The sequence below is a fragment of the Serpentinimonas sp. SMBJO2 genome (assembly GCF_056341105.1).
Genome location: NZ_CP150628.1, coordinates 589,180 through 612,249 on the forward strand (window position 1 = coordinate 589,180; position 23,070 = coordinate 612,249).

Genomic DNA, 23,070 nt, shown 5'->3' on the forward strand with positions numbered 1-23,070 from the left:
TTCAATCTTCGAGCATCCATCATGAAAAAGTTTCTATTCAGTCTGTGTGTGGGCCTGGGGCTGCTGCTGGGCGCATCGGCGGCCATGGCCCAAGCCCCCGACGCCGCACCCGCCGCCGCTCCAATGACGGCCACCGAAGCGGCACCTGCTGCGCCGGCGCCAGCGGTCGATGCCGCCGCGCTGGCCGTGGCTGCCGAACCCGCCGCCGCCTCAGCGGTGGACAAGGGCGACATCGCCTGGATGCTGGTGGCCACGTTGCTGGTGGTGATGATGGTCATCCCCGGGCTGGCGCTGTTTTACGGCGGCCTGGTGCGCAGCAAGAACATACTCTCGGTGCAGATGCAGGTGCTGGTGGTGTTCTCGCTCGTCATGGTGCTGTGGGCGCTGTACGGCTACAGCCTGGCCTTTGGCGGCGAGGGGCTGATCATCGCCAACCTCGACAAAGCCTTCCTGGCCGGCATCAGCATGGAGTCCACCGCCGCCACCTTCACCGAGGGCGTCTACATACCGGAGCTGATCTTCGTCGCCTTCCAGGCCACCTTCGCGGGCATCACCTGCGCCCTGATCGTCGGCGCCTTTGCCGAGCGCATCAAGTTCAGCGCCGTGCTGATCTTCACCGCCCTGTGGTTCACCTTCAGCTACATCCCGGTGGCGCACATGGTCTGGGGCGGCGGCGGTTTCCTGATCGGTCTGGGCAAGATGGACTTTGCCGGCGGTACCGTGGTGCACCTGTCGTCTGCGGTGGCGGCCCTGGTGGGTGCCTATGTGGTGGGCAAGCGCATCGGCTACGGCAAGGAACCCATGGCCCCGCACAGCCTGGCGCTGACCATGGTCGGAGCCGCGCTGCTGTGGGTGGGCTGGTTTGGCTTCAACGCCGGTTCGGCTCTGGAAGCCAACAGCAACGCCGCACTGGCCTTCCTCAACACCCTGATCGCCACCGCCGCCGCCGTGCTGGCCTGGTGCGTGGGTGAGGCGCTGCTCAAAGGCAAGGCGTCGATGCTGGGTGCCGCCTCGGGCGCTGTGGCGGGCTTGGTGGCCATCACCCCGGCTTGCGGTTATGTGGGTCCGATGGGCGCGCTGGTGATCGGCTTGGCCGGTGGCTTCCTGTGCCTGTGGGGCGTGAATGGCCTGAAGAAAATGCTCGGTGCCGACGACTCGCTCGACGTCTTTGGCCTGCACGGCGTGGGCGGCATCGTCGGCGGCTTGCTGGTGGGCGTGTTTGCCGCCCCCATGCTCGGCGGCGGCGGCGCGGAGGACTACTCCATCGCCAGCCAAGTGCCCGTGCAAGCCTTTTCGATGCTCGTTGCCGCGGCCTGGTCCGGCGTGGTGGCCTTCATCGCCTTCAAGATCGCCGACCTGGCGGTGGGCCTGCGCGTGAGCGAAGAAGAGGAACGCGAAGGGCTGGACATCAGCTCGCACGGCGAGAGCGCCTACAACCGCTGATGCGCTGGTTCAAAGTTTGAGAGCGAGGGGTGTCTCCTTGGCCCGCCCTGCAGGCTTGCAGCGGCGGGCTTTTTGTGTCATTGGTCACAGCCGGCTCAATCCAGAAGCAACAAAAGACAGCAGCAAAGGCCGATCTGTGCTATGATGGCGGTCTTTGCCAAAAACAGCTGCTTGCGGGCGGTGTTGCTTTGGCTGCTGGCGCTTTAGGTCCGTAGCCAGCGGGGTGGGGGGCAGCTTCGCGCTGCAGCCGGCTCAAAAGACGAATCATGGACCGGGTTTGCGAGGAGGCCAGGGGTCCGTGTCGGGTGCCTGGCCGTTTGAACTCGATGGAGTAATTCTACATGGCGAAGAAAATCGTCGGCTTCATCAAGCTGCAGGTGCCAGCTTGTAAGGCCAACCCCTCCCCCCCGATCGGTCCGGCGCTGGGTCAGCGCGGGCTCAACATCATGGAGTTCTGCAAGGCCTTCAATGCCCAAACCCAGGGCATGGAGCCGGGCTTGCCGCTGCCGGTGGTCATCACCGCGTTTGCCGACAAGAGCTTCACCTTCATCATCAAGACCCCGCCGGCCACGACGCTGATCAAGAAAGCGATCAAGCTCGACAAGGGCTCGCCGGTGCCGAACAAGCAAAAGGTCGGCAAGATCACCCGCGCCCAGCTCGAAGAGATCGCCAAGACCAAGTTGAAAGACATGAACGCGGCCAGCATCGATGCCGCCATCAAGACCATCGCGGGCTCGGCGCGCTCGATGGGCGTGATCGTGGAGGGCGCGTGAAATGGCAAAACTGAGCAAGAAACAAAAAGCGCTGCAAGGCGTGGTCGATTCCACCAAGCTGTACCCGGTGGCTGCGGCGCTGGGCATGGTCAAGCAGCACGCCACGGCCAAGTTCGATGAGTCCATCGACGTCGCGGTGCAGTTGGGCGTGGACGCCAAGAAATCCGACCAGGTGGTGCGCGGCGCCGTGGTGCTGCCCCATGGTACCGGCAAGACCAAGCGCGTGGCGGTGTTCGCCCAGGGCGCCAAGGCCGACGAGGCGCGCGCCGCAGGCGCCGACGTGGTGGGTTTTGACGACCTCGCCGCCGACGTCAAGGCCGGCAAGATGGACTTCGACGTCGTCATCGCCTCGCCCGACGCGATGCGCGTGGTGGGTGCGCTGGGCCAGATTCTGGGCCCGCGCGGCCTCATGCCCAACCCCAAGGTCGGCACCGTGACGCCCGACGTGGCCACGGCGGTGCGCAACGCCAAGGCCGGGCAGGTGCAGTTCCGCGTCGACAAGGCCGGCATCGTGCACGGCACCATCGGCCGGCGCTCTTTCGACGACACCAAGCTGCTGGGCAACCTGCAGGCGCTGCTCGAAGCCCTGAACAAGGCCAAGCCGGCTTCGTCCAAGGGCCAGTACCTGCGCAAGGTGGCGCTGTCGTCCACCATGGGCCTGGGGGTGCGGGTCGAGGTGCCCTCGATCGCGGCAGCGCAGGCGGCCTGAAACCGGGCGGCTGTGCCGACACAGAATTCCCGGTTGCTGCGGCTCCCCCTCGGGGGTGCGGCGGTGGCCGTGGGTGGTGGGTCTGGGGGCGTGCAACGCGCTGCCAGAGCCATCCAGGACCGCTGGTGCGCGGCCGGGCTTGCCCGGGTTGCGCTTAATTTCTGCACCGAAGCCAGCGCAGATGGCGATCCCGCCGCGAACGGAAAATTTTTTCCCGCAACGGTTGGTCGCTGCAATCAGGTGCATGGCCAGGGGCGCACAGCCCGCAACCATGCTTTTTTGAGGAGTTGACCTTGAGTTTGAACCGCAGTGAGAAGCAGGCCGTCATCGACGAGGTGGCGGCGCTCGCAGCAAAAGCTCAAACGCTCGTGATGGCGGAATACCGTGGCATCAAGGTCGCCGACCTGACCCAGTTGCGTGTCAAAGCCCGCAGCGAAGGCGTGTTTCTGGGGGTTCTCAAGAACACCCTGGCGCGCCGCGCAGTGGCTGGCACCGGCTTTGAGGCAGGCGCCGACCAGATGTCCGGGCCGCTGATCTATGGCTTTTCCCAAGACGCCGTGGCCGCCGCCAAAGTGGTGGCCGACTTCGCCAAGACCAACGACAAGCTGGTCATTCGCGGCGGCGTGTTTGCCGGCAAGGCCCTGGACGTCAATGGCGTGAAGCAACTGGCCAGCATTCCCCCCAAGGAAGTGCTGTTGGCGCAGTTGCTGGGCTTGATGCAATCCCCGATCTCGCGCATCGCGCGCGCCGTGGCCGCCGTGGCCGAGCAAAAGGGCGAGGCCGTGGCGGCCTGAGCGCCCCCTTGGCCCGACCTCCAACCGTTTGTTAGGAAATTTGAAAATGGCATTCGATAAAGACGCATTTCTGACCGCTCTCGACACCATGACGGTCATGGAACTCAACGAGCTGGTGAAAGCCATCGAAGAGAAGTTTGGTGTGAGCGCCGCCGCCATGGCCGCTCCCGCTGCCGGTGGTGGCGCCGCCGCCGCCGCACCGGTGGAAGAGAAGACCGACTTCGACGTCGTGCTCAAGGAAGCCGGCGCGAACAAGGTGTCGGTCATCAAGGCGGTGCGCGAAATCACCGGCCTGGGCCTGAAAGAAGCCAAAGACCTGGTCGACGGCGCACCCAAGACGGTCAAGGAAGCCCTGCCCAAGGCCGACGCCGAAGCCGCCAAGAAAAAGCTGGAAGAAGCCGGCGCCAAGGCCGAGCTCAAGTAATCGGCTGCCCTCCAAGGCTGGAGAGCCCGCGTTGGGCTTTCCAGCCTTTTTGCGCTCGAGGTGCTTGCGGTGGACGGCACCGCCCTCGAGCCCAGAGCGCACAGCCAAGGCCGCCGCCGTCCCAGCGGTTTTGGCTGTGTCTTCTCAAGCCCGGAGATCTCATGGCTCAAACGTACTCATTCACCGAACGCAAACGCATCCGCAAAAGCTTCGGCAGCCGCGAAAACGTGCTGGAAATCCCCTACCTGTTGCAGATGCAGAAGGACGCCTACACCGCCTTTCTGCAGGCCGATCAGCACCCGCGCAAGCGCGCCTCGGTGGGCTTGCAGGCGGCCTTCGAGTCGGCGTTCCCGATTGTCTCGCACAACGGCTACGTGGAGATGAAGTTCGTCGAGTACAACCTGGCCCGGCCGGTGTTCGACGTGCGCGAGTGCCAGACGCGCGGCCTGACCTTTGCGTCGGCGGTGCGCGCGCGCGTGCAGCTCATCATCTACGACCGCGAATCGTCCACCAGCCAGTCCAAGGTGGTCAAGGAGGTCAAGGAGCAAGAAGTCTACATGGGCGAGGTGCCGCTCATGACCGACAAGGGCAGCTTCATCGTCAACGGCACCGAGCGCGTGATCGTGAGCCAGTTGCACCGCTCGCCGGGCGTGTTTTTCGAGCACGACAAGGGCAAGACGCACAGCTCGGGCAAGCTGCTGTTTTCGGCCCGCATCATCCCCTACCGCGGCTCGTGGCTCGATTTCGAGTTCGACCCCAAGGACCTGCTGTTTTTCCGCGTCGACCGCCGGCGCAAGATGCCGGTCACCATTTTGCTCAAGGCCATCGGCCTCAACCCCGAGCAGATTCTGGCCAATTTCTTCGTCAACGACCACTTCCGCCTGATGGACAGCGGCGCCCAGATGGCGCTGGTCACCGAGCGCCTGCGCGGCGAGGTGGCGCGCTTTGACCTCACCGACCCCAGCGGCAAGGTGGTGGTGGCCAAGGACAAGCGCATCACGGCGCGGCACACGCGCGAACTCGAGCAGGCCAAGGTCACGCACATCAGCGTGCCCGAAGACTTTTTGCTCGGGCGCGTGGTGGCGCGCAACGTCATCGACCCCGACAGCGGCGAGCTGCTGGCGCGGGCCAACGACGAACTGACCGAGACCTTGCTGAAAAAACTGCGCAGCGCCGGCATCACCGAGCTGGCGTGCATTTTCACCAACGAGCTGGATCAGGGCGCCTACATCAGCCAGACCCTGCGCAGCGACGAAACCGCCGACGAGTTCAGCGCCCGGGTGGCGATCTACCGCATGATGCGCCCCGGCGAGCCGCCGACCGAAGACGCGGTGCAGGCGCTGTTTCACCGCCTGTTCTACAACCCCGACACCTACGACCTGTCGCGCGTCGGACGCATGAAGTTCAACGCCCGCGTCGGGCGCGGCAGCGCCGAGGGCTCGATGGTGCTGTCGAACGAAGACATCTTGGATGTGGTGAAAATCCTGGTCGACTTGCGCAACGGCAAGGGCGAGGTCGATGACATCGACCACCTGGGCAACCGGCGTGTGCGCTGCGTCGGCGAGCTGGCCGAGAACCAGTACCGCACCGGGCTGGCGCGGATCGAAAAGGCGGTGAAGGAGCGCCTGGGTCAGGCCGAGCAAGAGCCGCTGATGCCGCACGACCTGATCAACTCCAAGCCCATTTCGGCCGCGCTCAAGGAGTTCTTCGGTGCCTCGCAACTGAGCCAGTTCATGGATCAGACCAACCCGCTGGCCGAGATCACGCACAAGCGCCGCGTCTCGGCACTGGGCCCGGGCGGCCTGACGCGCGAGCGCGCCGGCTTCGAGGTGCGCGACGTGCACGTGACGCACTACGGCCGCGTGTGCCCGATCGAAACCCCGGAAGGCCCGAACATCGGCCTGATCAACTCGCTCGCGCTCTACGCGCGCCTGAACGAGTACGGCTTCATCGAAACCCCGTACCGGCGCGTGGTCGATGGCAAGGTGACGAACCAGATCGACTACCTGTCGGCGATCGAGGAAGGCAAGTACGTGATCGCGCAGGCCAACGCCGCGCTCGACGCCAGCGGCGCGCTGGTGGGCGAGCTGGTGTCGGCGCGCGAGAAGGGCGAATCGATCCTCACCCCGCCCGAAACCGTGCAGTACATGGATGTGTCGCCGGCGCAGATCGTCTCGGTGGCGGCCTCGCTGGTGCCGTTCCTCGAGCACGACGACGCCAACCGCGCGCTCATGGGCGCCAACATGTCGCGCCAGGCGGTGCCGACGCTGCGGCCCGAAAAACCGCTGGTGGGCACCGGCATCGAGCGCGTGGCGGCGATCGACTCCGGTACCGTGGTCGTGGCCAAGCGCGGCGGCCGGGTCGATTACGTCGACGCCACGCGCATCGTGGTGCGCGTCCACGACGCCGAGGCCGTGGCCGGTGAGGTCGGGGTGGACATCTACAACCTGATCAAATACCAGCGCAGCAACCAGAACACCAACATCCACCAGCGCCCGATCGTCAAGAAGGGCGACCAGATCCACGCCGGCGCGGTGATCGCCGACGGCGCCTCGACCGACCTGGGCGAGATCTCGATCGGGCAAAACATGCTGATCGCCTTCATGCCCTGGAACGGCTACAACTTCGAGGACTCGATCCTGATCAGCGAGCGCGTGGTGGCCGAAGACCGCTACACCAGCATCCACATCGAGGAGCTTGTGGTGATGGCGCGCGACACCAAGCTCGGGGCCGAAGACATCACGCGCGACATCCCGAATCTGGCCGAGCAGCAGATCAACCGCCTCGACGAGTCGGGCATCATCTATGTCGGCGCCGAGGTGCTGCCCGGCGACGTGCTGGTGGGCAAGGTCACGCCCAAGGGCGAAACCACGCTCACGCCCGAAGAAAAACTGCTGCGCGCCATCTTCGGTGAAAAGGCTTCTGACGTAAAAGACACCTCGCTGCGCGTCGAGCAGGGCTCGCAGGGCACGGTGATCGATGTGCAGGTGTTCACGCGCGAAGGCATCCAGCGCGACAAGCGCGCGCAGCAGATCATCGACGACGAGCTCAAGCGCTTCCGCCTCGACCTCAACGACCGCTTGCGCATCGTCGAGGCCGACGCCTACGACCGGATCGAAAAGCTGCTGCTGGGCAAGACCGCCAACGGCGGCCCCAAGCGCCTGGCCAAAGGCGCCAGGATCGAGCGCGCCTACCTGGCCGAGGTGGACAAGTTCCACTGGTTCGACATCCGCCCCGCCGACGACCAAGTGGCGGCGCAGCTCGAGTCGATCAAGAACGCGCTCGACTCCACCCGCCACAGCTTCGATCTGGCGTTTGAAGAAAAGCGCAAGAAGCTCACCCAGGGAGACGAGCTGCCGGCGGGCGTGCTCAAGATGGTCAAGGTCTATCTGGCCGTCAAGCGCCGCCTGCAGCCGGGCGACAAGATGGCCGGCCGCCACGGCAACAAGGGCGTGGTCTCCAAGATCACCCCGGTCGAGGACATGCCCTACATGGCCGACGGCACGCCAGTCGATATCGTGCTCAACCCGCTGGGCGTGCCCTCGCGCATGAACATCGGCCAGGTGCTGGAAGTGCACCTGGGCTGGGCCGCCAAGGGGCTGGGGCAGCGCTTGGGCGACATGCTGCAGCGCCAGGCCGCAGCCGCCGAGCTGCGCCAGACCCTGGAGCAGATCTACAACCGCACCGGGCGCCAGGAAAACCTCGCCGACCTGAGCGACGACGAAGTGCGCGCCATGGCGGCCGAGCTGAGCAAGGGCGTGCCCTTTGCCTCGCCGGTGTTCGACGGCGCCTCCGAGGCCGAGATCTTCGACATGCTCAAGCTCGCCTACCCCGACGACGTGGCCAAGGCCAAGGGGCTCACGCCCAGCCGCACCCAGGCGCAGCTCTACGATGGCCGCACCGGCGACGCTTTCGAGCGCGTGACCACCGTGGGCTACATGCACTACCTCAAGCTGCACCACCTGGTCGATGACAAGATGCACGCGCGCTCCACCGGCCCGTACTCGCTCGTCACCCAGCAGCCGCTGGGCGGCAAGGCGCAGTTCGGCGGCCAGCGCTTCGGCGAGATGGAGGTCTGGGCGCTCGAAGCCTACGGCGCCAGCTACGTGCTGCAAGAGATGCTCACCGTCAAGTCCGACGACGTGCAGGGCCGCACCAAGGTCTATGAGAGCATCGTCAAGGGCGAGCACGCCATCGACGCCGGCATGCCGGAGTCGTTCAACGTGCTGGTCAAGGAAATCCGCTCCCTCGGCATCGACATCGAACTTGAGCGCGGCTGAACCCTGAACCCGTAAAGGAAACCCGGACATGAAACACTTCCTCGACCTGTTCAAGCAGATCACCCCCGACGAGCACTTCGACGCCATCAAGATCGGGCTCGCTTCGCCCGAGAAAATCCGTTCCTGGTCCTTTGGCGAAGTGAAAAAGCCCGAGACCATCAACTACCGCACCTTCAAGCCCGAGCGCGACGGCCTGTTCTGCGCCAAGATCTTTGGCCCGATCAAGGACTACGAATGCCTGTGCGGCAAGTACAAGCGCCTCAAGCACCGCGGCGTGATCTGCGAGAAGTGCGGCGTCGAAGTCACCCAGACCAAGGTGCGGCGCGAGCGCATGGGCCACATCGACCTGGCCGCGCCCTGCGCCCACATCTGGTTCCTGAAAAGCCTGCCCTCGCGCCTGGGCATGGTGCTGGACATGACGCTGCGCGACATCGAGCGCGTGCTCTATTTCGAAGCCTACGTGGTGGTCGATCCGGGCATGACGCCGCTGAAAAAGTTCGCCATCATGAGCGAGGACGAGTTCGACGCCAAGGAGCGCGAGTACGGCGACGAGTTCAGCGCCAAGATGGGCGCCGAGGGCATCCAGGAGCTGCTGGGCAGCATCGACATCGACAGCGAGATCGAGCGCCTGCGCAACGACCTCACCGGCTCCGAGCTCAAGGTGAAGAAAAACGCCAAGCGCCTCAAGGTGCTGGAGGCGTTCAAGAAGTCGGGCATCAAGCCCGAGTGGATGGTGCTCGACGTGCTGCCGGTGCTGCCGCCGGATCTGCGCCCGCTGGTGCCCCTGGATGGCGGCCGCTTTGCCACCTCCGACCTGAACGACCTGTACCGGCGCGTGATCAACCGCAACAGCCGCCTCAAGCGCCTGCTGGAGCTCAAAGCGCCCGAGATCATCGCGCGCAACGAAAAGCGCATGCTGCAAGAGGCCGTCGACAGCCTGCTCGACAACGGCCGCCGCGGCAAGGCCATGACCGGCGCCAACAAGCGCGCCCTCAAGTCGCTGGCCGACATGATCAAGGGCAAGGGCGGGCGCTTCCGCCAGAACCTGCTCGGCAAACGGGTCGACTACTCGGGCCGTTCGGTCATCACCGTCGGCCCCACGCTCAAGCTGCACCAGTGCGGTCTGCCCAAGCTGATGGCGCTGGAGCTGTTCAAGCCCTTCATCTTTGCGCGCCTGGAGCAAATGGGCATCGCCACGACCATCAAGGCGGCGAAGAAGGAAGTCGAAGCCGGCACGCCGGTGGTGTGGGACATTCTGGAGGACGTGATCAAGGAGCACCCGGTGCTGCTCAACCGCGCCCCGACCCTGCACCGCCTCGGCATCCAGGCCTTCGAGCCGATGCTGATCGAGGGCAAGGCGATCCAGTTGCACCCGCTGGTGTGCTCGGCCTTCAACGCCGACTTCGACGGCGACCAGATGGCGGTGCACGTGCCGCTGTCGGTCGAGGCGCAGATGGAAGCGCGCACGCTCATGCTGTCGTCCAACAACGTGCTCTTTCCGGCCAACGGCGAGCCCTCGATCGTGCCCTCGCAGGACGTGGTGCTGGGCCTGTACTACACCACGCGCGAGCGCATCAACGGCCGCGGCGAGGGCATGGTGTTTGCCGACATCGCCGAGGTGCAGCGCGCGCTCGACGCCGGCATGGTGGAGCTGACGGCGAGCGTCCGGGTGCGCCTGACCGAGCACCTGAAAAAGGACGGCCAGCTGGTGCCGGTCACCAAGGTGGTGCAGACCACCGTCGGCCGCGCCCTGTTGAGCGAGATCTTGCCGCGCGGCCTGCCCTTCGAGCTCATCAACAAGGCGCTCAAGAAGAAGGAAATCTCCAAGCTCATCAACGCCTCGTTCCGCAAATGCGGCCTCAAGGAGACGGTGGTGTTTGCCGACAAGCTGCTGCAGAACGGCTTCCGGCTCGCCACCCGCGCCGGCATCTCGATCGCCATCGACGACATGCTGGTGCCGACCGAAAAGCACACCATCATCGCGCGCGCCGAGTCCGAGGTCAAAGAGATCGCGCAGCAGTATGCCTCGGGTCTGGTGACCTCGGGCGAGCGCTACAACAAGGTGGTGGACATCTGGGGCAAGGCCGGTGACGACATCTCCAAGGTCATGATGGAGCGCCTGAAAAAGGAAAAGACCATCGACCGCCACGGCAACGAGGTCGATCAGGAGTCGTTCAACTCGATCTACATGATGGCCGACTCGGGTGCGCGCGGTTCGGCGGCGCAGATCCGCCAGCTCGCCGGTATGCGCGGCCTGATGGCCAAGCCAGACGGCTCGATCATCGAGACGCCCATCACGGCCAACTTCCGTGAGGGCCTGAACGTGCTGCAGTACTTCATCAGCACCCACGGCGCGCGCAAGGGCCTGGCCGACACGGCGCTGAAAACCGCCAACTCGGGCTACCTGACGCGGCGTCTGGTCGACGTGACCCAAGACCTGGTGGTGACCGAAGACGACTGCGGCACCGGCAACGGCACGCTGATGCGCGCCATCGTCGAGGGCGGTGAGGTGATCGAGTCGCTGCGCGACCGCATTCTGGGCCGCACCGCAGCCGATGACGTGCTCAACCCCGAAACCCAGCAGGTGGTGATCGCGGCCGGTCAGATCGTCGATGAAGACGGCTGCGACCTGATCGACGCCCTGGGCATCGACGAGGTGCGCGTGCGCACGGCGCTGACCTGCGAAACCCGCTTTGGCCTGTGCGCCAAGTGCTACGGCCGCGACCTCGGCCGCGGCGGCCTAGTGAACATCGGCGAGGCGGTGGGCGTGATCGCCGCCCAGTCGATCGGCGAGCCCGGCACGCAGCTCACCATGCGCACCTTCCACATCGGCGGCGCGGCCTCGCGCGCGGCGGTGGCGTCCAGCGTCGAGGCCAAGTCCAGCGGCAACGTCGGCTTCAACTCCACCATGCGCTACGTCACCAACTCCAAGGGCGAGCTGGTGGTGATCGCGCGCTCGGGCGAAATCGTGATCCACGACGAAAACGGGCTGGTGCGCGAGCGCCACAAAGTGCCCTACGGTGCGATTCTGGCGGTGCGCGCCGACCAGGCCATCAAGGCCGGCACCATTTTGGCCAACTGGGACCCGCTCACGCGCCCGATCATCACCGAGTTCGCCGGCACGGTGAAGTTCGAGAACGTGCAAGAGGGCCTGACGGTGGCCAAGCAGGTCGATGACGTGACCGGCTTGAGCACGCTGGTGGTGATCGACCCCAAACGGCGCGGCGCCACCAAGGTGGTGCGGCCGCAGGTCAAGCTGATCGACACCAGCGGCAACGAGGTCAAGATCCCCGGCACCGACCACTCGGTGACGATCGGCTTCCAGGTCGGCGCCCTGATCCAGGTGCGCGACGGCCAGGACGTGGGCCCCGGCGAGGTGCTGGCGCGCATTCCGGTGGAAGGCCAGAAAACGCGCGACATCACCGGCGGTCTGCCGCGCGTGGCCGAGCTGTTCGAGGCGCGCTCACCCAAGGACAAGGGCATCCTGGCCGAAATCACCGGTACCGTGAGCTTTGGCAAGGAGACCAAGGGCAAGGTGCGGCTGCAGATCACCGACCCCGACGGCAAGGTGGCCGAAGAGCTGGTGCCCAAGGAGAAGAACATCCTGGTGCACGAAGGCCAGGTGGTGAACAAGGGCGAATCGATCGTCGACGGCCCGGCCGATCCGCAAGACATCCTGCGTCTGCTGGGCATCGAGGAGCTGTCGCGCTACATCGTCGACGAGGTGCAAGACGTCTATCGCTTGCAGGGCGTGAAGATCAACGACAAGCACATCGAGGTCATCGTGCGCCAGATGCTGCGCCGCGTGGTGGTGAGCAACCCGGGCGATTCGAGCTACATCGCCGGCGAGCAGGTCGAGCGCTCCGAGATTCTCAACACCAACGACGCGTTGATGAAAGAAGGCAAGACTCCGGCGAGCTACACCAACGTGCTGCTGGGCATCACCAAGGCCTCGCTCTCGACCGACTCGTTCATCTCCGCCGCCTCGTTCCAGGAAACCACGCGCGTGCTCACCGAAGCCGCGATCATGGGCAAGACCGACGAGTTGCGCGGCCTGAAAGAGAACGTGATCGTCGGGCGCCTGATTCCGGCCGGCACCGGCATGGCCTTTCACCAGGCACGCCACGCCAAGGAGCGCATGGACGACGAAGAGCGCCGCGCCATCGCCGAGGCCGATGCGGCGGCGCTGGCCACCAGCCTGGCAGAAGCCGACGGCGACAGCCGCGCGGAGTGAAGCCGGCGCTGGCCGTACAGCTGGCTGCTGCCGCCCGCCTGCTGGCGGCGGTGGCCGCTGGCCAGTCGCTCAGCACCGCCTTGCCGGCGCTGCCCCCCAGCCTGCGGCCGGGGGTGCAGGCGCTGGTCTACGATGCGCTGCGCCATTGGGGCCTGTCGATGGCGCTGCGGCGGCTGCTGTGCCACCAGGCGCCGCCGCCCTTGGCGGCGGCGTTGCTCGAGCTCACGCTGGGTTTGCTGGATGCGGCGGCCGAGGCGGCACAGGCCAGCGCGCTGGCGGCTGCACAGGCCGATGCTCCAGCCGCTGCCAGCGCTGTCAATCCAGCCCTTCCGCGCCCTGCAGCCGCAGCGCCGCGGCCGCTGTACCCAACCCACACGCTGGTCGATCAGGCCGTGGCCGCCTTGCGCCCGCTGCGCCTGCCGGTGGCGCTCAAGGGGCTGATCAACGCCTGCCTGCGCCGCTTTGTGCGCGAACGCGCCGCGTTGCGCGCCCAAGCCCTGCGCGACCCGGTGGCGCGCTGGAACCACCCGCTGTGGTGGCTCGAGCTGCTGCAGCGCGACCACCCCCAGCATTGGGAACAGATCGTGGCCGCCAACCAGCGCGCCGCTCCGATGGTGCTGCGCGTCAACCGGCGCCGCTGCAGCCGCGCCGACTACCTGCAGCACCTGATGCAAGCGGGCCAGGCGGCCACGCCCTGGGGCGCCGACGGCGTGCGGCTGGCGCAGCCGCTGCCCGTGGAGCAACTGCCGGGCTGGGCGCAGGGCTGGGTGTCGGTGCAAGACGGCGCCGCGCAGCTGGCGGCGCCCTTGCTGCTGGCAGCGCCCACACCGCCGCTGCGCATTCTGGATGCCTGTGCCGCCCCGGGCGGCAAAAGCGCGCACCTGCTCGAAGCGGCCGCAGTCGAGCTGTGGGCGCTCGACCTCGAGCCCCAGCGCTGCGCGCGCATCGCACACAACCTGCAGCGCCTGGGGCTGCAGGCGCAGGTGCGGTGTGGCGACGCCGCCGACCCCGGCCCATGGTGGGACGGCCAGCCCTTCGACGCGATCTTGCTCGACGCGCCGTGCAGCGCCAGCGGCATCGTGCGCCGTCACCCCGATGTGCTGTGGCTGCGCCGCCCCAGCGACATCGCGCAACTGGCGGCACAGCAGCGTCGCCTGCTCGAGGCCCTGTGGCCGCTGCTGCGCCCCGGCGGGCACTTGCTCTACGCCACCTGTTCGGTGTTTGTGGCCGAGGGCGAGGGCGTGGTGCAAGCCTTTGTGCAACACCGAAGCGAGGCCCAGCGCCTGCCGGCACCGGGGCAGCTGCTGCCCGGCTGTGGTGCCAGCGCCACAACCGGCCCCGACGCAACCGCGCAACCCAGCGGTTCGATCGGTGACAATCTGGCGCGTGAAACCGATGGATTTTTCTACGCCCTGTTGCGCAAACGCGCCTGAGGCCGCCCGGCCTGCGGCGGCGCGGGCGGCATGGCCTGGCGCAGGCCCCGTGCTGGCTCGTGCCCGCACCTGGCGCAGCGTGCTGCAGTGGCTGTTGGGCCTGTGCTGCCTGGGCTTGGCTGGCGCCGGCTGGGCCAGTGCGCCGGTGCCGGTGCAGCTGCTGCGCGATGCCGAGGGCCTGAGCCTGAGTGCGCGCCTGGCCCCCGAGCTGCCGCCCGACCTCGAAGCGGTGCTGTTGCGCGGGGTGCCGGTGCACTTTGTCTGGCAGGCCGAGGTGCGCCAGCCGCGCTGGTACTGGAGCGCGCGCTACCTGGGCTCGGTGCAGCGCGTGGTGCGCGTGGCCTACCAACCCCTGACGGGGCGCTGGCGCGTGAGCGTCCACTCCGGGCCGGTGGGCGAGGCCGCCTTGGGCACCGCGCTGCACCAGACCCTCCACAGCTTTGCCGACGCCATGGCCGCCGCCACTGCGGTCTCGCGCTGGCGTTTGCTGGGCGCTGCCGAGCTGCCCGCCAGCGGCGCGCTGCGGGTCGATTTCGAGTTCCGGCTCGACGACGGGCTGCTGCCGCGCCCGTTCCAGCTCGTGGCGCCGCAGACCGATGGCTGGTCGGTGCTCTACCGCCAAACCCTGCGCCTCGAGGCGGGCGGCGCTTGAGCCCAACGCAGCGCCCGCTCACCCTGCCTGCCCGCGCATGAACCTGACCGCCGTTCGCCCCCTGGGCGCCGCCGCCCGGCGCTGGTTGGCGGCGCTGCTGCTCATTCTGGTTGGCGGCGTGGTGATGGTGCTGTTTTTCATGCTCACCGTGGCCACCGACCACCGCGCCTTCGAGGCCGAGGGCTACGTCTATCTGGTCTGGCTCAACGTGGCGGTGGCCGGTCTGCTGGGTGTGCTGCTGCTGTGGCTGGCCTACAAGCTGGCCAGCCGCTGGCGGCGCAAACGCTTTGGCAGCCGCTTGCAGGTCAAGCTGGCGGCCATTTTTGCCCTGGCCGGTTTCCTGCCCGGCTTGTTGATCTACGTCGTTTCGTACCAGTTCGTGTCGCGCTCGATCGAGACCTGGTTCGACGTGCGCGTCGAAACCGCGCTCAGCGCCGGGCTCAATCTGGGGCGCACCACGATCGAGACCTTGGCCGCCGATCAGGCCGCCAAGGCGCGCGGCGCCGCCCTGAGGCTGGGCGAGCAAGGCGACGTGGCGGCGGCGCTCAGCCTCGAAGGCCTGCGCGCCCAGATGCAGGCCCACGACATGGTGCTGTGGAGCGCCGCCGGGCGCGCCATCGGCTCGGCGGGCGAGTCGCGCTTCGAGTTGCTGCCCGCAGCGCCCGCGCCCGAGCTGTTGCGGCTGGTGCGCGCCCAGCGCTCGATCACCCGCATCGAGGGCCTGGAAGAGCTCGAAACGCTGGCAGAGCCGCAGCAGGTGCTGCAGTTGCCGACCGCGCAGCTGCCGCGCATCCGCGTGCTGGTGCTGGTGGAGCCGCACGGCTTTGGCATCGGCCAGGAGCCGCGCTTTTTGCAAGTGGTGTCGATCTTGCCCGCGGCCCTGGTGGCCGACGCCTTGTCGGTGCAATTGGCCAACCGCGAATACCAGGAGCGGGCGCTGGCGCGCGAGGGCTTGCGCAGCATGTACATCGGCACCCTCACGCTGGCGCTCTTTCTGGCCACCTTTGGCGCCGTGCTGCTGGCCTTGCTGCTGGGCCAGCAGCTCATGCGGCCGCTGCTGGTGCTGGCCGAGGGCATGCGCGACGTGGCGCGTGGCGACCTCACGCCCAAACAGGCGTTGCCGGCCAGGGACGAACTGGCGGGCCTGACGCGCACTTTCGCCCACATGACGCAAGAGCTGCTCGAGGCGCGGCAGGCGGTGCAGCGCAGCATCGGGCAGGTCGATGCCGCGCGCGCCAACCTGCAAACCCTGCTCGACAACCTGAGCGCGGGCGTGGTGGTGCTCGACGCGCAGCAGCGCCTGCTCAGCGCCAACCCAGGTGCCATGCGCATCCTGGGCGTGCCGCTGAGCGCGCATCTGGGGCAGGGCCTGCACGCCGTGCCCGGTCTGCACGGCTTTGCCGACTTCGTGCAGCAGCAGTTCGACCGCTTCCTGGCCGATTCGGTGCAGCACGAGGGCCAGCACTGGCAGCAGCCGGTCGATCTGAGCCTGGGCAGCGATGCCGGCGCCGCGACCGAGGGCCAGCGCCCAACGCTGACGCTGATCGCCCGCGGCGCCTTGCTACCCAGCGGCGAGCAGCTGCTGGTGTTCGATGACGTGTCCGAAATCATCTCGGCCCAGCGCGCCCAGGCCTGGGCCGAGGTGGCGCGGCGGCTGGCGCACGAGATCAAAAACCCCTTGACGCCGATCCAGCTCGCCGCCGAGCGGCTGGCCATGAAGCTGCAGCCCAAGCTCGAGGGTGCGGAGCGGGTGCTGCTGGACAAATCGGTCACCACCATCGTCGATCAGGTCGATGCCATGAAGCGGCTGGTGAACGAATTCCGCGACTACGCCCGTCTGCCCGCGGCGCAGCTGGAGCCGCTCGATCTCAATGCCCAGTTGCGCGACGTCGTGGCCCTCTACGAAGCCGCCGACGTGCCGGTGCGGCTCGATCTGCAAGCCGGCCTGCCGCCGGTGCTGGCCGACGCCCAGCAAGTGCGCCAGGTGGTACACAATCTGGTGCAGAACGCGCAGGACGCCACCCCGCCCGGCGCCCCCGCCGTGCTGTTGCGCACCCGCGCTTCCGAGGGGGGGCGCTGGGTGCGGCTGCAGGTGCTCGATCACGGGCCGGGCTTTGCCGAGGCCATCCTCAAGCGCGCCTTCGAGCCCTACGTCACCAGCAAGGCCAAGGGCACCGGGCTGGGGCTGGCGGTGGTCAAGAAAATCATCGACGAACACGGTGGCCGCATCGACATCGGGCACTGGCAGGACGATGAGGGGCAGGGCGGGGCGCAAGTCTCGCTATCATTGCGGGTTGCAACTCTGCAACAAAACTGAGCATTGCACGGGAAGGCAAGCGGGCAGCATGGCAAACATCCTGGTGGTTGATGACGAGCTCGGCATACGCGAGCTGTTGTTCGAGATACTGAACGACGAAGGGCACGCGGTCGAGCTGGCCGAAAACGCCGCCCGGGCGCGCGAGCTGCGGCTGGCTGGCCGCCCCGATCTGGTGTTGCTCGACATCTGGATGCCCGACACCGACGGCGTCAGTCTGCTCAAGGAATGGGCGGCGGGCGGGCTGCTGACCATGCCGGTGATCATGATGAGTGGCCACGCGACCATCGAAACCGCAGTCGAGGCCACCCGCATCGGCGCCATGGCCTTTCTGGAAAAGCCCATCACCCTGCAAAAACTGCTGCAAACGGTGCAAAAGGGCCTGACCCGGATGGTGGCGCGCCCGGCCGCGACGACCGCCAGGCCCGACCCCGCGTTGCCCGCTGCCAGCGAGCCTTTGCTGGACGCGGCGCCCCGGCTTGCGGGGGTGCGAGCGGCCGATGAGGCAGCGGGCACGCAGCGCTTTGATTTCGATGCGCCCCTGCGCGAGGCCCGCGACGCCTTCGAGAAGGCCTACTTCGAGTTTCACCTGAACCAAGAAAACGGCTCCATGACCCGGGTGGCCGAAAAAACCGGGCTCGAGCGCACCCACCTGTACCGCAAGCTCAAGCAGCTCGGGGTGGATTTGAACAAATCCAAGCGCGTGGGCGAGTAGCGCCCGCTGTGCCGTGGGCGCAAAAGCGCTGCCCAGTTGCCGAGCTGTGCGGTGCAGCGGGGCGCCCCGTGCAGCCTGTGGTGTAAGCTCCGGGGGGTAGGGGAACTATGTCCCCAAGGCTGCGCTCGAATGCAGCCAGCGTTTACAATAGTCTGCATGTTCAAGTCTATAGCTGTTTTGTTGCTCGGGCTCTGCCTTGGGTGGGGTGCGTGGGCGCAAGCGCCTGCGGCGCCGTTGTGGGCAGTAGCGTCTGCGGGCACAAACACGGCCGGCGCGCTGGTTTCGGCGCCGGTGGTCACGCCCGAGTCGCGCACCGCGCTGCTGGTGCATGCGCCGCAAGGGGTGGCGGCGGGGCAGCCGCTGTGGCTGGGCTTGCAGATCGAGCACGCGCCGGGCTGGCACAGCTACTGGAAAAACCCGGGCGACTCCGGCCTGCCCACCGAATTTGAGTGGACGCTGCCCGCCCACGTGGTGCCCGGCGCCATCGCTTGGCCCACGCCGCGCAAGTTTCCCATCGGCGAGTTGGCCAACTACGGCTTTAAGGACACGGTGCTGCTACCGATTCCGCTCGAGGTGCGGCCCGGCTTCGCCGCCGACGCGCTGGCGCTCGAGGTGCTGGCCACGTGGCTGATCTGCCGCGAAGAGTGCATCCCGCAAGAGGCGCGCTTCCAAGTGCGCATACCGGCGCAAATGGCCACGGTGGCGCATGCGGCCGCCTTCGAGGCCGCTTGGGCCGCGCAGCCGCTGGCGCTGGCCGCCGGGGCCAGCCAGTTGACTGCAACCGAGCAAGGGTTGCAAGCCACGGTGCACGGGCTGCCCGCTGCGTGGCAGGGGCGCGCGCTCGAGTTTTTCCCCGAAACCGGGGCCTTGATCCAGCCCGGTGCCGCCTGGCAGCAGCGCTGGGAGGGCGCGGTCTGGCACGCCAGCATCCCGCTCAACCCTTTTCGCTCCGCCTCGCCCGAAGCGCTGCCGGTGGTGCTGGCGCTGGCTGATGCGCCGCCGGGTGCGGCCGGGGTGCGGCTGGAGCTGGCGGTGCCCGGCGGTTGGCCGGCGGTGGCGGCGCCGGCTGGCGTATCCGACGCACTGGCCGCCGCGCTGGCCGCCGAAGCCGCGCGCGCCGCAGCGCCGGCGCCCAACCTCACGCTGTGGGCGGCGCTGCTCGGGGCCTTGATCGGCGGCATGATCCTCAACCTCATGCCCTGCGTGTTCCCGGTGCTGGCGCTCAAGGTGTTGTCGTTTTCGCAGCACGCCGACGATCGGCGCCGCCTGCGCTTGGGCGGTCTGGCCTACACCGCCGGCGTGGTGCTGTCGTTTCTGGCGCTGGGGGCGCTGCTGCTGGGGCTGCGCGCTGCGGGCGAACAACTGGGCTGGGGCTTTCAGTTGCAAAACCCCGCCGTGGTGGCGGTGTTTGCCGCGCTCTTTACCCTGATCGGGCTCAACCTGGCCGGCCTGTTCCAGTTTGGCCCGATTTTGCCCAGCGCGCTGGCCAGTCTGCGCGTGCGCAACCCCAATGCCGACTCCTTCCTCACCGGCGTGCTGGCCACGGCGGTGGCCTCGCCCTGCACCGCGCCCTTGATGGGGGCGGCGCTCGGGCTGGCGGTCATCACGCTGGCCCCGGCGCAGGCGCTGGCGGTGTTTGCCGCGCTCGGCTTGGGCATGGCGCTGCCCTACCTGGCCGCCACTTGGGTGCCGGCGCTGGTGCGCGCCCTGCCGCGCCCCGGTGCGTGGATGGAAACGCTGCGCCAGTGGCTGGCCTTCCCGATGCTGGCGACCGTGGTCTGGCTGCTGTGGGTGCTGGGGCATCAGGGTGGTGTCGATGCCGCTGCGGGCCTGCTCATGCTGCTGTTGCTGCTGGCCTGGATGCTGTGGGCGTTGGGCCGCGGCGGCCTGATGCGGCGCTGGATGGCCCCGCTGGCGCTGCTGGCGTTGCTAGGCGGGCTGTGGCTGCTGGGCCCCATGCTGCAGGCCCAGGCAGCCGGCACCAAGCCCAGCGCTGCGCTCAACACCCCGAGCGCCGTGGCCGGGGCGCAGTGGGAGGTCTGGAGCCCGCAGCGCGAGGCCGAGCTGCTGGCGCAAGGGCGGGCGGTGTTTGTCGATTACACCGCCGCCTGGTGCTGGACCTGCCTCTACAACAAGCACAACGCGCTGGCCGACGAATCCTTTTTGCTCGACGTGGCGGCGCGCAACGTGGCGCTGCTGCGCGCCGACTGGACCCTGCGCGACCCCGCCATCACCGCCTCGTTGGCGCGGCTGGGGCGCAACAGCATTCCGGTCTATGTGCTGCATGCCCCAGGGCGCCAGCCCTTGCTTCTGTCAGAGATTTTGACTGTGCAAGAATTGCGATCCGCACTGGCGCAACTTTGATTGAAAATGCGCCCGACTTCCCTACTCAAAGCGGCTTTGGCCGCCCTGACCATCATGCTCCTCAACGCCTGCTCCCCCGCCAACCCGGCCCTGCAAGTGAGCCTGGACGACTGCCGGACGCTGCTCGAATCGGGCGGCGCGGTGCTGGTTGACATCCGCGAACCCTCCGAGCACGCGCACGGCGTGGCCCCAGGCATGGTGCTGCTGCCCATGTCGCAGTTGCCCGCGCGCCTCAACGAACTGCCGCGTGACCCCGCCAAGCCACTGCTGCTGATTTGCAACACGCAAAACCGCTCGGCGCGCGTGGCCGAGCAGCTGCACGCCGCCGGCCTGACGCACGTGCGCTTCGTCGATGGCGGCATGAGCGGCTGGGCGCGGCGCGGCTGGCCGATGGTGCGTCCGGGCAGCGGCGGCTGAGCGGTTAAGGGGGCGGGCATGAACGACACCGAACTGGGCGCCCTGTTGCGCCGCAGCCACACCGTCGCCGTGGTGGGCCTGTCGCCGCAAGCCGAGCGGCCCAGCCACCGGGTGGCGCAGTACCTGCAACAGCAGGGCTACCGCGTACTGCCGGTGAACCCGATGGCCGCCGGACAACTGATTTTGGGCCAGCCCTGCCACGCCAGCCTCGAGCAGGCCGCCGCCGCCTTGGCGGCCGAAGGGCTGAGCCTGGACATCGTCGATGTGTTCCGCCAAAGCGCCGAGGTGCCGCCGCTGGCCGAAGCGGCGATCGCGCTCGGGGCGGCAGCGCTGTGGCTGCAGCTCGGCGTGACGCACCCTGAAGCCGAGGCCCGCGCCGCCGCCGCCGGGCTGCAGGTGGTGAGCGGTCGCTGCCTGAAAATCGAGCACCAGCGCCTGCTCGGGCCGGGCTAGGCGAGCACCGCTGCGGCCAGCCGGCCAGCCGGCCAGCCCGCGCGCCGGCAAAATTTCGGGGGTAAGCGGATTAAATGGTTGATCTTACCTTTGCATGAGAGTGAGACAGACCGGCATCTCATCGGATTATCTGGTTGATGCTTCACCTACTGCTGGTGCATGTTTCCTTCGCTAATTCCAGCAAGAACCCCACACGCCTCAACTTCCCGGTCATCGTTGCAACTCGCTCTCAGTGAAACGAGTTGTTTCTCAAGCGCTTGCAGAGCGGTTATCTGCGACCGCACATGAGAGATGTGATCATCGAGCAAGGCGTTGACGGCGGTACAAGGCTGATGAGGGTCGTCCTGATAGCTCTGTAGTTCGTGAATCTCAGCCAGTGACAGGCCCAGGATTCTGCAGCGACGGATGAAGGCCAGCCGCTCAACGTGTTTCTCGGTATAGACACGGTAACCGTTCTCCTGCCGACCAGGCGGCGGCAACAAGCCCTGCCGTTCGTAGAAGCGGATCGTCTGTGTATCTACCCCTACTGACTGTGCCAACTGACCAATACGCATCGGGTTCCTCCGCAACGGATTCTCTACGCTATTGACATTATAGCTACTATATAGTTTTAAATGAAAACCCGATCACATTCAAGTGGAGTCATATCATGAGTAAAAACTGCGGAGGCCCCTGTGGCGACCATGCAAGGCCTGCGGCGGATACCGATATACAGGCCTCCTCCGAGGCGCCAGGGAGATGGGTCAGTGTTTATGCCGTGCCGAAGATGGACTGTCCATCAGAAGAACGAATGATTCGCCTAGCCCTGAACGGCTTTGAGGAGATTCGGGCACTGTCCTTCGACTTGTCGAACCGCCGGTTGAAGGTCGTGCATGACGGCGAGGCTGAGCCCATTACCGCGAAACTGGCGACCTTGGGGCTAGGCGCCTCTCTTCAGGAAACCGTCATTGCCGACCCAGAGACGATCAAGGCCGCTGAGAGCTCGGCAGTCTCTGCTACGCAGGAGTCAGGCACTCTGCGCGTGTTGCTCGGTATCAATGCGATCATGTTCGTGGTGGGAATGACTGCCGGTCTGATCGCCCAGTCTACCGGCCTGATCGCTGATTCCCTGGATATGTTTGCCGATGCAGCCGTCTATGGCCTGGCTCTCTATGCCGTAGGGCGCAGTGCGAAAATGCAGGTACGTGCCGCGCATCTGGCAGGGGTACTGCAACTGATTTTGGCTATCGGCGTACTCGTCGAGGTGGTGCGACGCTTTGTTTTCGGTAGTGAGCCTGAATGGCTGGTGATGATAGCCATCGCCTTCGTCTCATTGATTGCCAATACCGCCTGTCTGCTGCTCATATCCAAACATCGGGAGGGCGGGGCGCACATGAAGGCAAGCTGGATATTCTCGGCCAACGACGTGGTGATCAACCTGGGGGTCATCACCGCCGGCGCTCTGGTCGCGTGGACCGGGTCCAATTATCCGGATCTGATTATCGGCACCATCGTGGGGGTCATTGTACTTAACGGTGCTAGACGCATTTTGGCGTTGAAGGGTTAAATAATGCTCATTATTGGCAAAAAGCTCTCGCCGTATGCCCTATTGTCCATATCGGGCCTGCTGGCAGCGTCTGATCAGGCCGTAAAATGGCTGGTGCAACAATCAATGGCATATGGCGAGTCTATTTCAGTGACCTCATTCTTTAACTGGGTACACGTATGGAATACCGGTGCCGCATTCAGTCTTTTTGCGAATGGTGGAGGCTGGCAGCGCTACTTTTTTATCGGAATCGCGGTAGTGGTCTCGATTTTTCTGATCAAGCTGATCCTTGAAAATCGTCATAAAGGAGAAGCCATCGCTTACAGTCTTATCCTCGGTGGCGCCATGGGCAACCTGATTGACCGGGTCTTTCGCGGCTATGTTGTGGATTCCTTTGATTTCTATTGGCGAGACTGGCATTGGCCGGCCTTCAACCTGGCTGATATTGCAATTGTCCTCGGTGCCTTACTTTTCGTTTCCAGCAGCTTGTTGGGTAAAAAAGCAAACACCAATGCCGAGCCGGATGGATCTGACTGACAC

The 23,070-nt window shown here is 66.4% G+C and carries 17 protein-coding genes; 16 read left to right on the forward strand and 1 reads right to left on the reverse strand.

Translation table 11 applies throughout. From position 1 onward, the window contains the following. Positions 1 to 21 precede the first annotated feature (21 nt). The 14 genes from AAAZ40_RS02690 to AAAZ40_RS02755 all read left to right on the forward strand — a co-directional run bounded on the left by AAAZ40_RS02690 (position 22) and on the right by AAAZ40_RS02755 (position 21,005). On the forward strand, positions 22 to 1,443 hold the full coding sequence (locus tag AAAZ40_RS02690) for an ammonium transporter (protein WP_476661043.1): 1,422 nt from the start codon (positions 22 to 24) through the stop codon (positions 1,441 to 1,443). A 341-nt stretch (positions 1,444 to 1,784) separates the two neighbouring features. Further along, positions 1,785 to 2,216 carry a 50S ribosomal protein L11 gene (gene rplK, locus AAAZ40_RS02695; RefSeq protein WP_476661044.1) on the forward strand — a complete coding sequence of 144 codons (432 nt, stop codon included), beginning with the start codon at positions 1,785 to 1,787 and terminating at the stop codon, positions 2,214 to 2,216. A 1-nt stretch (position 2,217) separates the two neighbouring features. Continuing rightward, positions 2,218 to 2,925, forward strand: a complete 708-nt coding sequence (rplA, locus tag AAAZ40_RS02700) for a 50S ribosomal protein L1 (protein ID WP_476661045.1) — start codon at positions 2,218 to 2,220, stop codon at positions 2,923 to 2,925. Positions 2,926 to 3,218: 293 nt separating this feature from the next. Then, positions 3,219 to 3,719 carry a 50S ribosomal protein L10 gene (gene rplJ, locus AAAZ40_RS02705; protein ID WP_476661046.1) on the forward strand — a complete coding sequence of 167 codons (501 nt, stop codon included), beginning with the start codon at positions 3,219 to 3,221 and terminating at the stop codon, positions 3,717 to 3,719. Between the two features lie 46 nt (positions 3,720 to 3,765). Next, on the forward strand, positions 3,766 to 4,143 hold the full coding sequence (gene rplL, locus AAAZ40_RS02710) for a 50S ribosomal protein L7/L12 (protein ID WP_476661047.1): 378 nt from the start codon (positions 3,766 to 3,768) through the stop codon (positions 4,141 to 4,143). Between the two features lie 161 nt (positions 4,144 to 4,304). After that, positions 4,305 to 8,423, forward strand: coding sequence for a DNA-directed RNA polymerase subunit beta (gene rpoB, locus AAAZ40_RS02715; RefSeq protein ID WP_476661048.1), 4,119 nt, complete (start codon positions 4,305 to 4,307; stop codon positions 8,421 to 8,423). 28 nt (positions 8,424 to 8,451) lie between these two features. Beyond that, positions 8,452 to 12,657 (forward strand): DNA-directed RNA polymerase subunit beta', encoded by a 4,206-nt coding sequence (gene rpoC, locus AAAZ40_RS02720; protein ID WP_476661049.1) that lies wholly within the window; start codon positions 8,452 to 8,454, stop codon positions 12,655 to 12,657. Then, positions 12,654 to 14,090, forward strand: a complete 1,437-nt coding sequence (rsmB, locus tag AAAZ40_RS02725) for a 16S rRNA (cytosine(967)-C(5))-methyltransferase RsmB (protein WP_476661050.1) — start codon at positions 12,654 to 12,656, stop codon at positions 14,088 to 14,090. Before rpoC ends, rsmB begins: the two co-directional genes overlap by 4 nt. A 49-nt stretch (positions 14,091 to 14,139) precedes the next feature. Beyond that, complete coding sequence (locus AAAZ40_RS02730) at positions 14,140 to 14,742, forward strand: DUF4390 domain-containing protein (RefSeq protein ID WP_476661051.1); 603 nt, start codon at positions 14,140 to 14,142, stop codon at positions 14,740 to 14,742. A gap of 37 nt (positions 14,743 to 14,779) precedes the next feature. Further along, positions 14,780 to 17,059, forward strand: a complete 2,280-nt coding sequence (locus tag AAAZ40_RS02735; protein WP_476661052.1) for a sensor histidine kinase — start codon at positions 14,780 to 14,782, stop codon at positions 17,057 to 17,059. Positions 17,060 to 17,087: 28 nt separating this feature from the next. Next, a complete protein-coding gene (locus tag AAAZ40_RS02740) occupies positions 17,088 to 17,771 on the forward strand; it encodes a response regulator (RefSeq protein ID WP_476661053.1) in 684 nt (227 codons plus the stop codon). Between the two features lie 156 nt (positions 17,772 to 17,927). Beyond that, on the forward strand, positions 17,928 to 20,135 hold the full coding sequence (locus AAAZ40_RS02745) for a protein-disulfide reductase DsbD family protein (protein ID WP_476661054.1): 2,208 nt from the start codon (positions 17,928 to 17,930) through the stop codon (positions 20,133 to 20,135). Positions 20,136 to 20,141: 6 nt separating this feature from the next. Next, the gene (locus AAAZ40_RS02750; protein ID WP_476661055.1) at positions 20,142 to 20,552 is read left to right on the forward strand and encodes a rhodanese-like domain-containing protein; all 411 of its coding nucleotides are present in this window, start codon (positions 20,142 to 20,144) and stop codon (positions 20,550 to 20,552) included. An 18-nt stretch (positions 20,553 to 20,570) separates the two neighbouring features. Continuing rightward, on the forward strand, positions 20,571 to 21,005 hold the full coding sequence (locus tag AAAZ40_RS02755) for a CoA-binding protein (RefSeq protein ID WP_476661056.1): 435 nt from the start codon (positions 20,571 to 20,573) through the stop codon (positions 21,003 to 21,005). A 146-nt stretch (positions 21,006 to 21,151) separates the two neighbouring features. On the opposite strand, the gene cadR is transcribed toward AAAZ40_RS02755, so the two are convergent. Next, positions 21,152 to 21,559, reverse strand: coding sequence for a Cd(II)/Pb(II)-responsive transcriptional regulator (gene cadR, locus AAAZ40_RS02760; protein ID WP_003462224.1), 408 nt, complete (start codon positions 21,557 to 21,559; stop codon positions 21,152 to 21,154). Between the two features lie 95 nt (positions 21,560 to 21,654). Here cadR and AAAZ40_RS02765 point away from each other — a divergent pair, with 95 nt between their 5' ends. Then, the gene (locus tag AAAZ40_RS02765) at positions 21,655 to 22,551 is read left to right on the forward strand and encodes a cation efflux transmembrane domain-containing protein (protein ID WP_476661057.1); all 897 of its coding nucleotides are present in this window, start codon (positions 21,655 to 21,657) and stop codon (positions 22,549 to 22,551) included. A gap of 3 nt (positions 22,552 to 22,554) precedes the next feature. After that, the gene (lspA, locus tag AAAZ40_RS02770) at positions 22,555 to 23,067 is read left to right on the forward strand and encodes a signal peptidase II (protein ID WP_016915550.1); all 513 of its coding nucleotides are present in this window, start codon (positions 22,555 to 22,557) and stop codon (positions 23,065 to 23,067) included. Positions 23,068 to 23,070: the final 3 nt, after the last annotated feature.

Excerpts from the sequence above, each read along its gene's own strand:
- AAAZ40_RS02765 (WP_476661057.1), top strand. The coding sequence starts at position 21,655 with ATGAGTAAAAACTGCGGAGGCCCCTGTGGCGACCATGCAAGGCCTGCG.
- AAAZ40_RS02735 (WP_476661052.1), top strand. The coding sequence starts at position 14,780 with ATGAACCTGACCGCCGTTCGCCCCCTGGGCGCCGCCGCCCGGCGCTGG.
- rplL (WP_476661047.1), top strand. The coding sequence starts at position 3,766 with ATGGCATTCGATAAAGACGCATTTCTGACCGCTCTCGACACCATGACG.
- rplA (WP_476661045.1), top strand. The coding sequence starts at position 2,218 with ATGGCAAAACTGAGCAAGAAACAAAAAGCGCTGCAAGGCGTGGTCGAT.
- rpoC (WP_476661049.1), top strand. The coding sequence starts at position 8,452 with ATGAAACACTTCCTCGACCTGTTCAAGCAGATCACCCCCGACGAGCAC.
- AAAZ40_RS02745 (WP_476661054.1), top strand. The coding sequence starts at position 17,928 with ATGTTCAAGTCTATAGCTGTTTTGTTGCTCGGGCTCTGCCTTGGGTGG.
- AAAZ40_RS02755 (WP_476661056.1), top strand. The coding sequence starts at position 20,571 with ATGAACGACACCGAACTGGGCGCCCTGTTGCGCCGCAGCCACACCGTC.
- rpoB (WP_476661048.1), top strand. The coding sequence starts at position 4,305 with ATGGCTCAAACGTACTCATTCACCGAACGCAAACGCATCCGCAAAAGC.
- AAAZ40_RS02740 (WP_476661053.1), top strand. The coding sequence starts at position 17,088 with ATGGCAAACATCCTGGTGGTTGATGACGAGCTCGGCATACGCGAGCTG.
- AAAZ40_RS02690 (WP_476661043.1), top strand. The coding sequence starts at position 22 with ATGAAAAAGTTTCTATTCAGTCTGTGTGTGGGCCTGGGGCTGCTGCTG.
- AAAZ40_RS02750 (WP_476661055.1), top strand. The coding sequence starts at position 20,142 with ATGCGCCCGACTTCCCTACTCAAAGCGGCTTTGGCCGCCCTGACCATC.
- cadR (WP_003462224.1), bottom strand. The coding sequence starts at position 21,559 with ATGCGTATTGGTCAGTTGGCACAGTCAGTAGGGGTAGATACACAGACG.
- lspA (WP_016915550.1), top strand. The coding sequence starts at position 22,555 with ATGCTCATTATTGGCAAAAAGCTCTCGCCGTATGCCCTATTGTCCATA.
- rplK (WP_476661044.1), top strand. The coding sequence starts at position 1,785 with ATGGCGAAGAAAATCGTCGGCTTCATCAAGCTGCAGGTGCCAGCTTGT.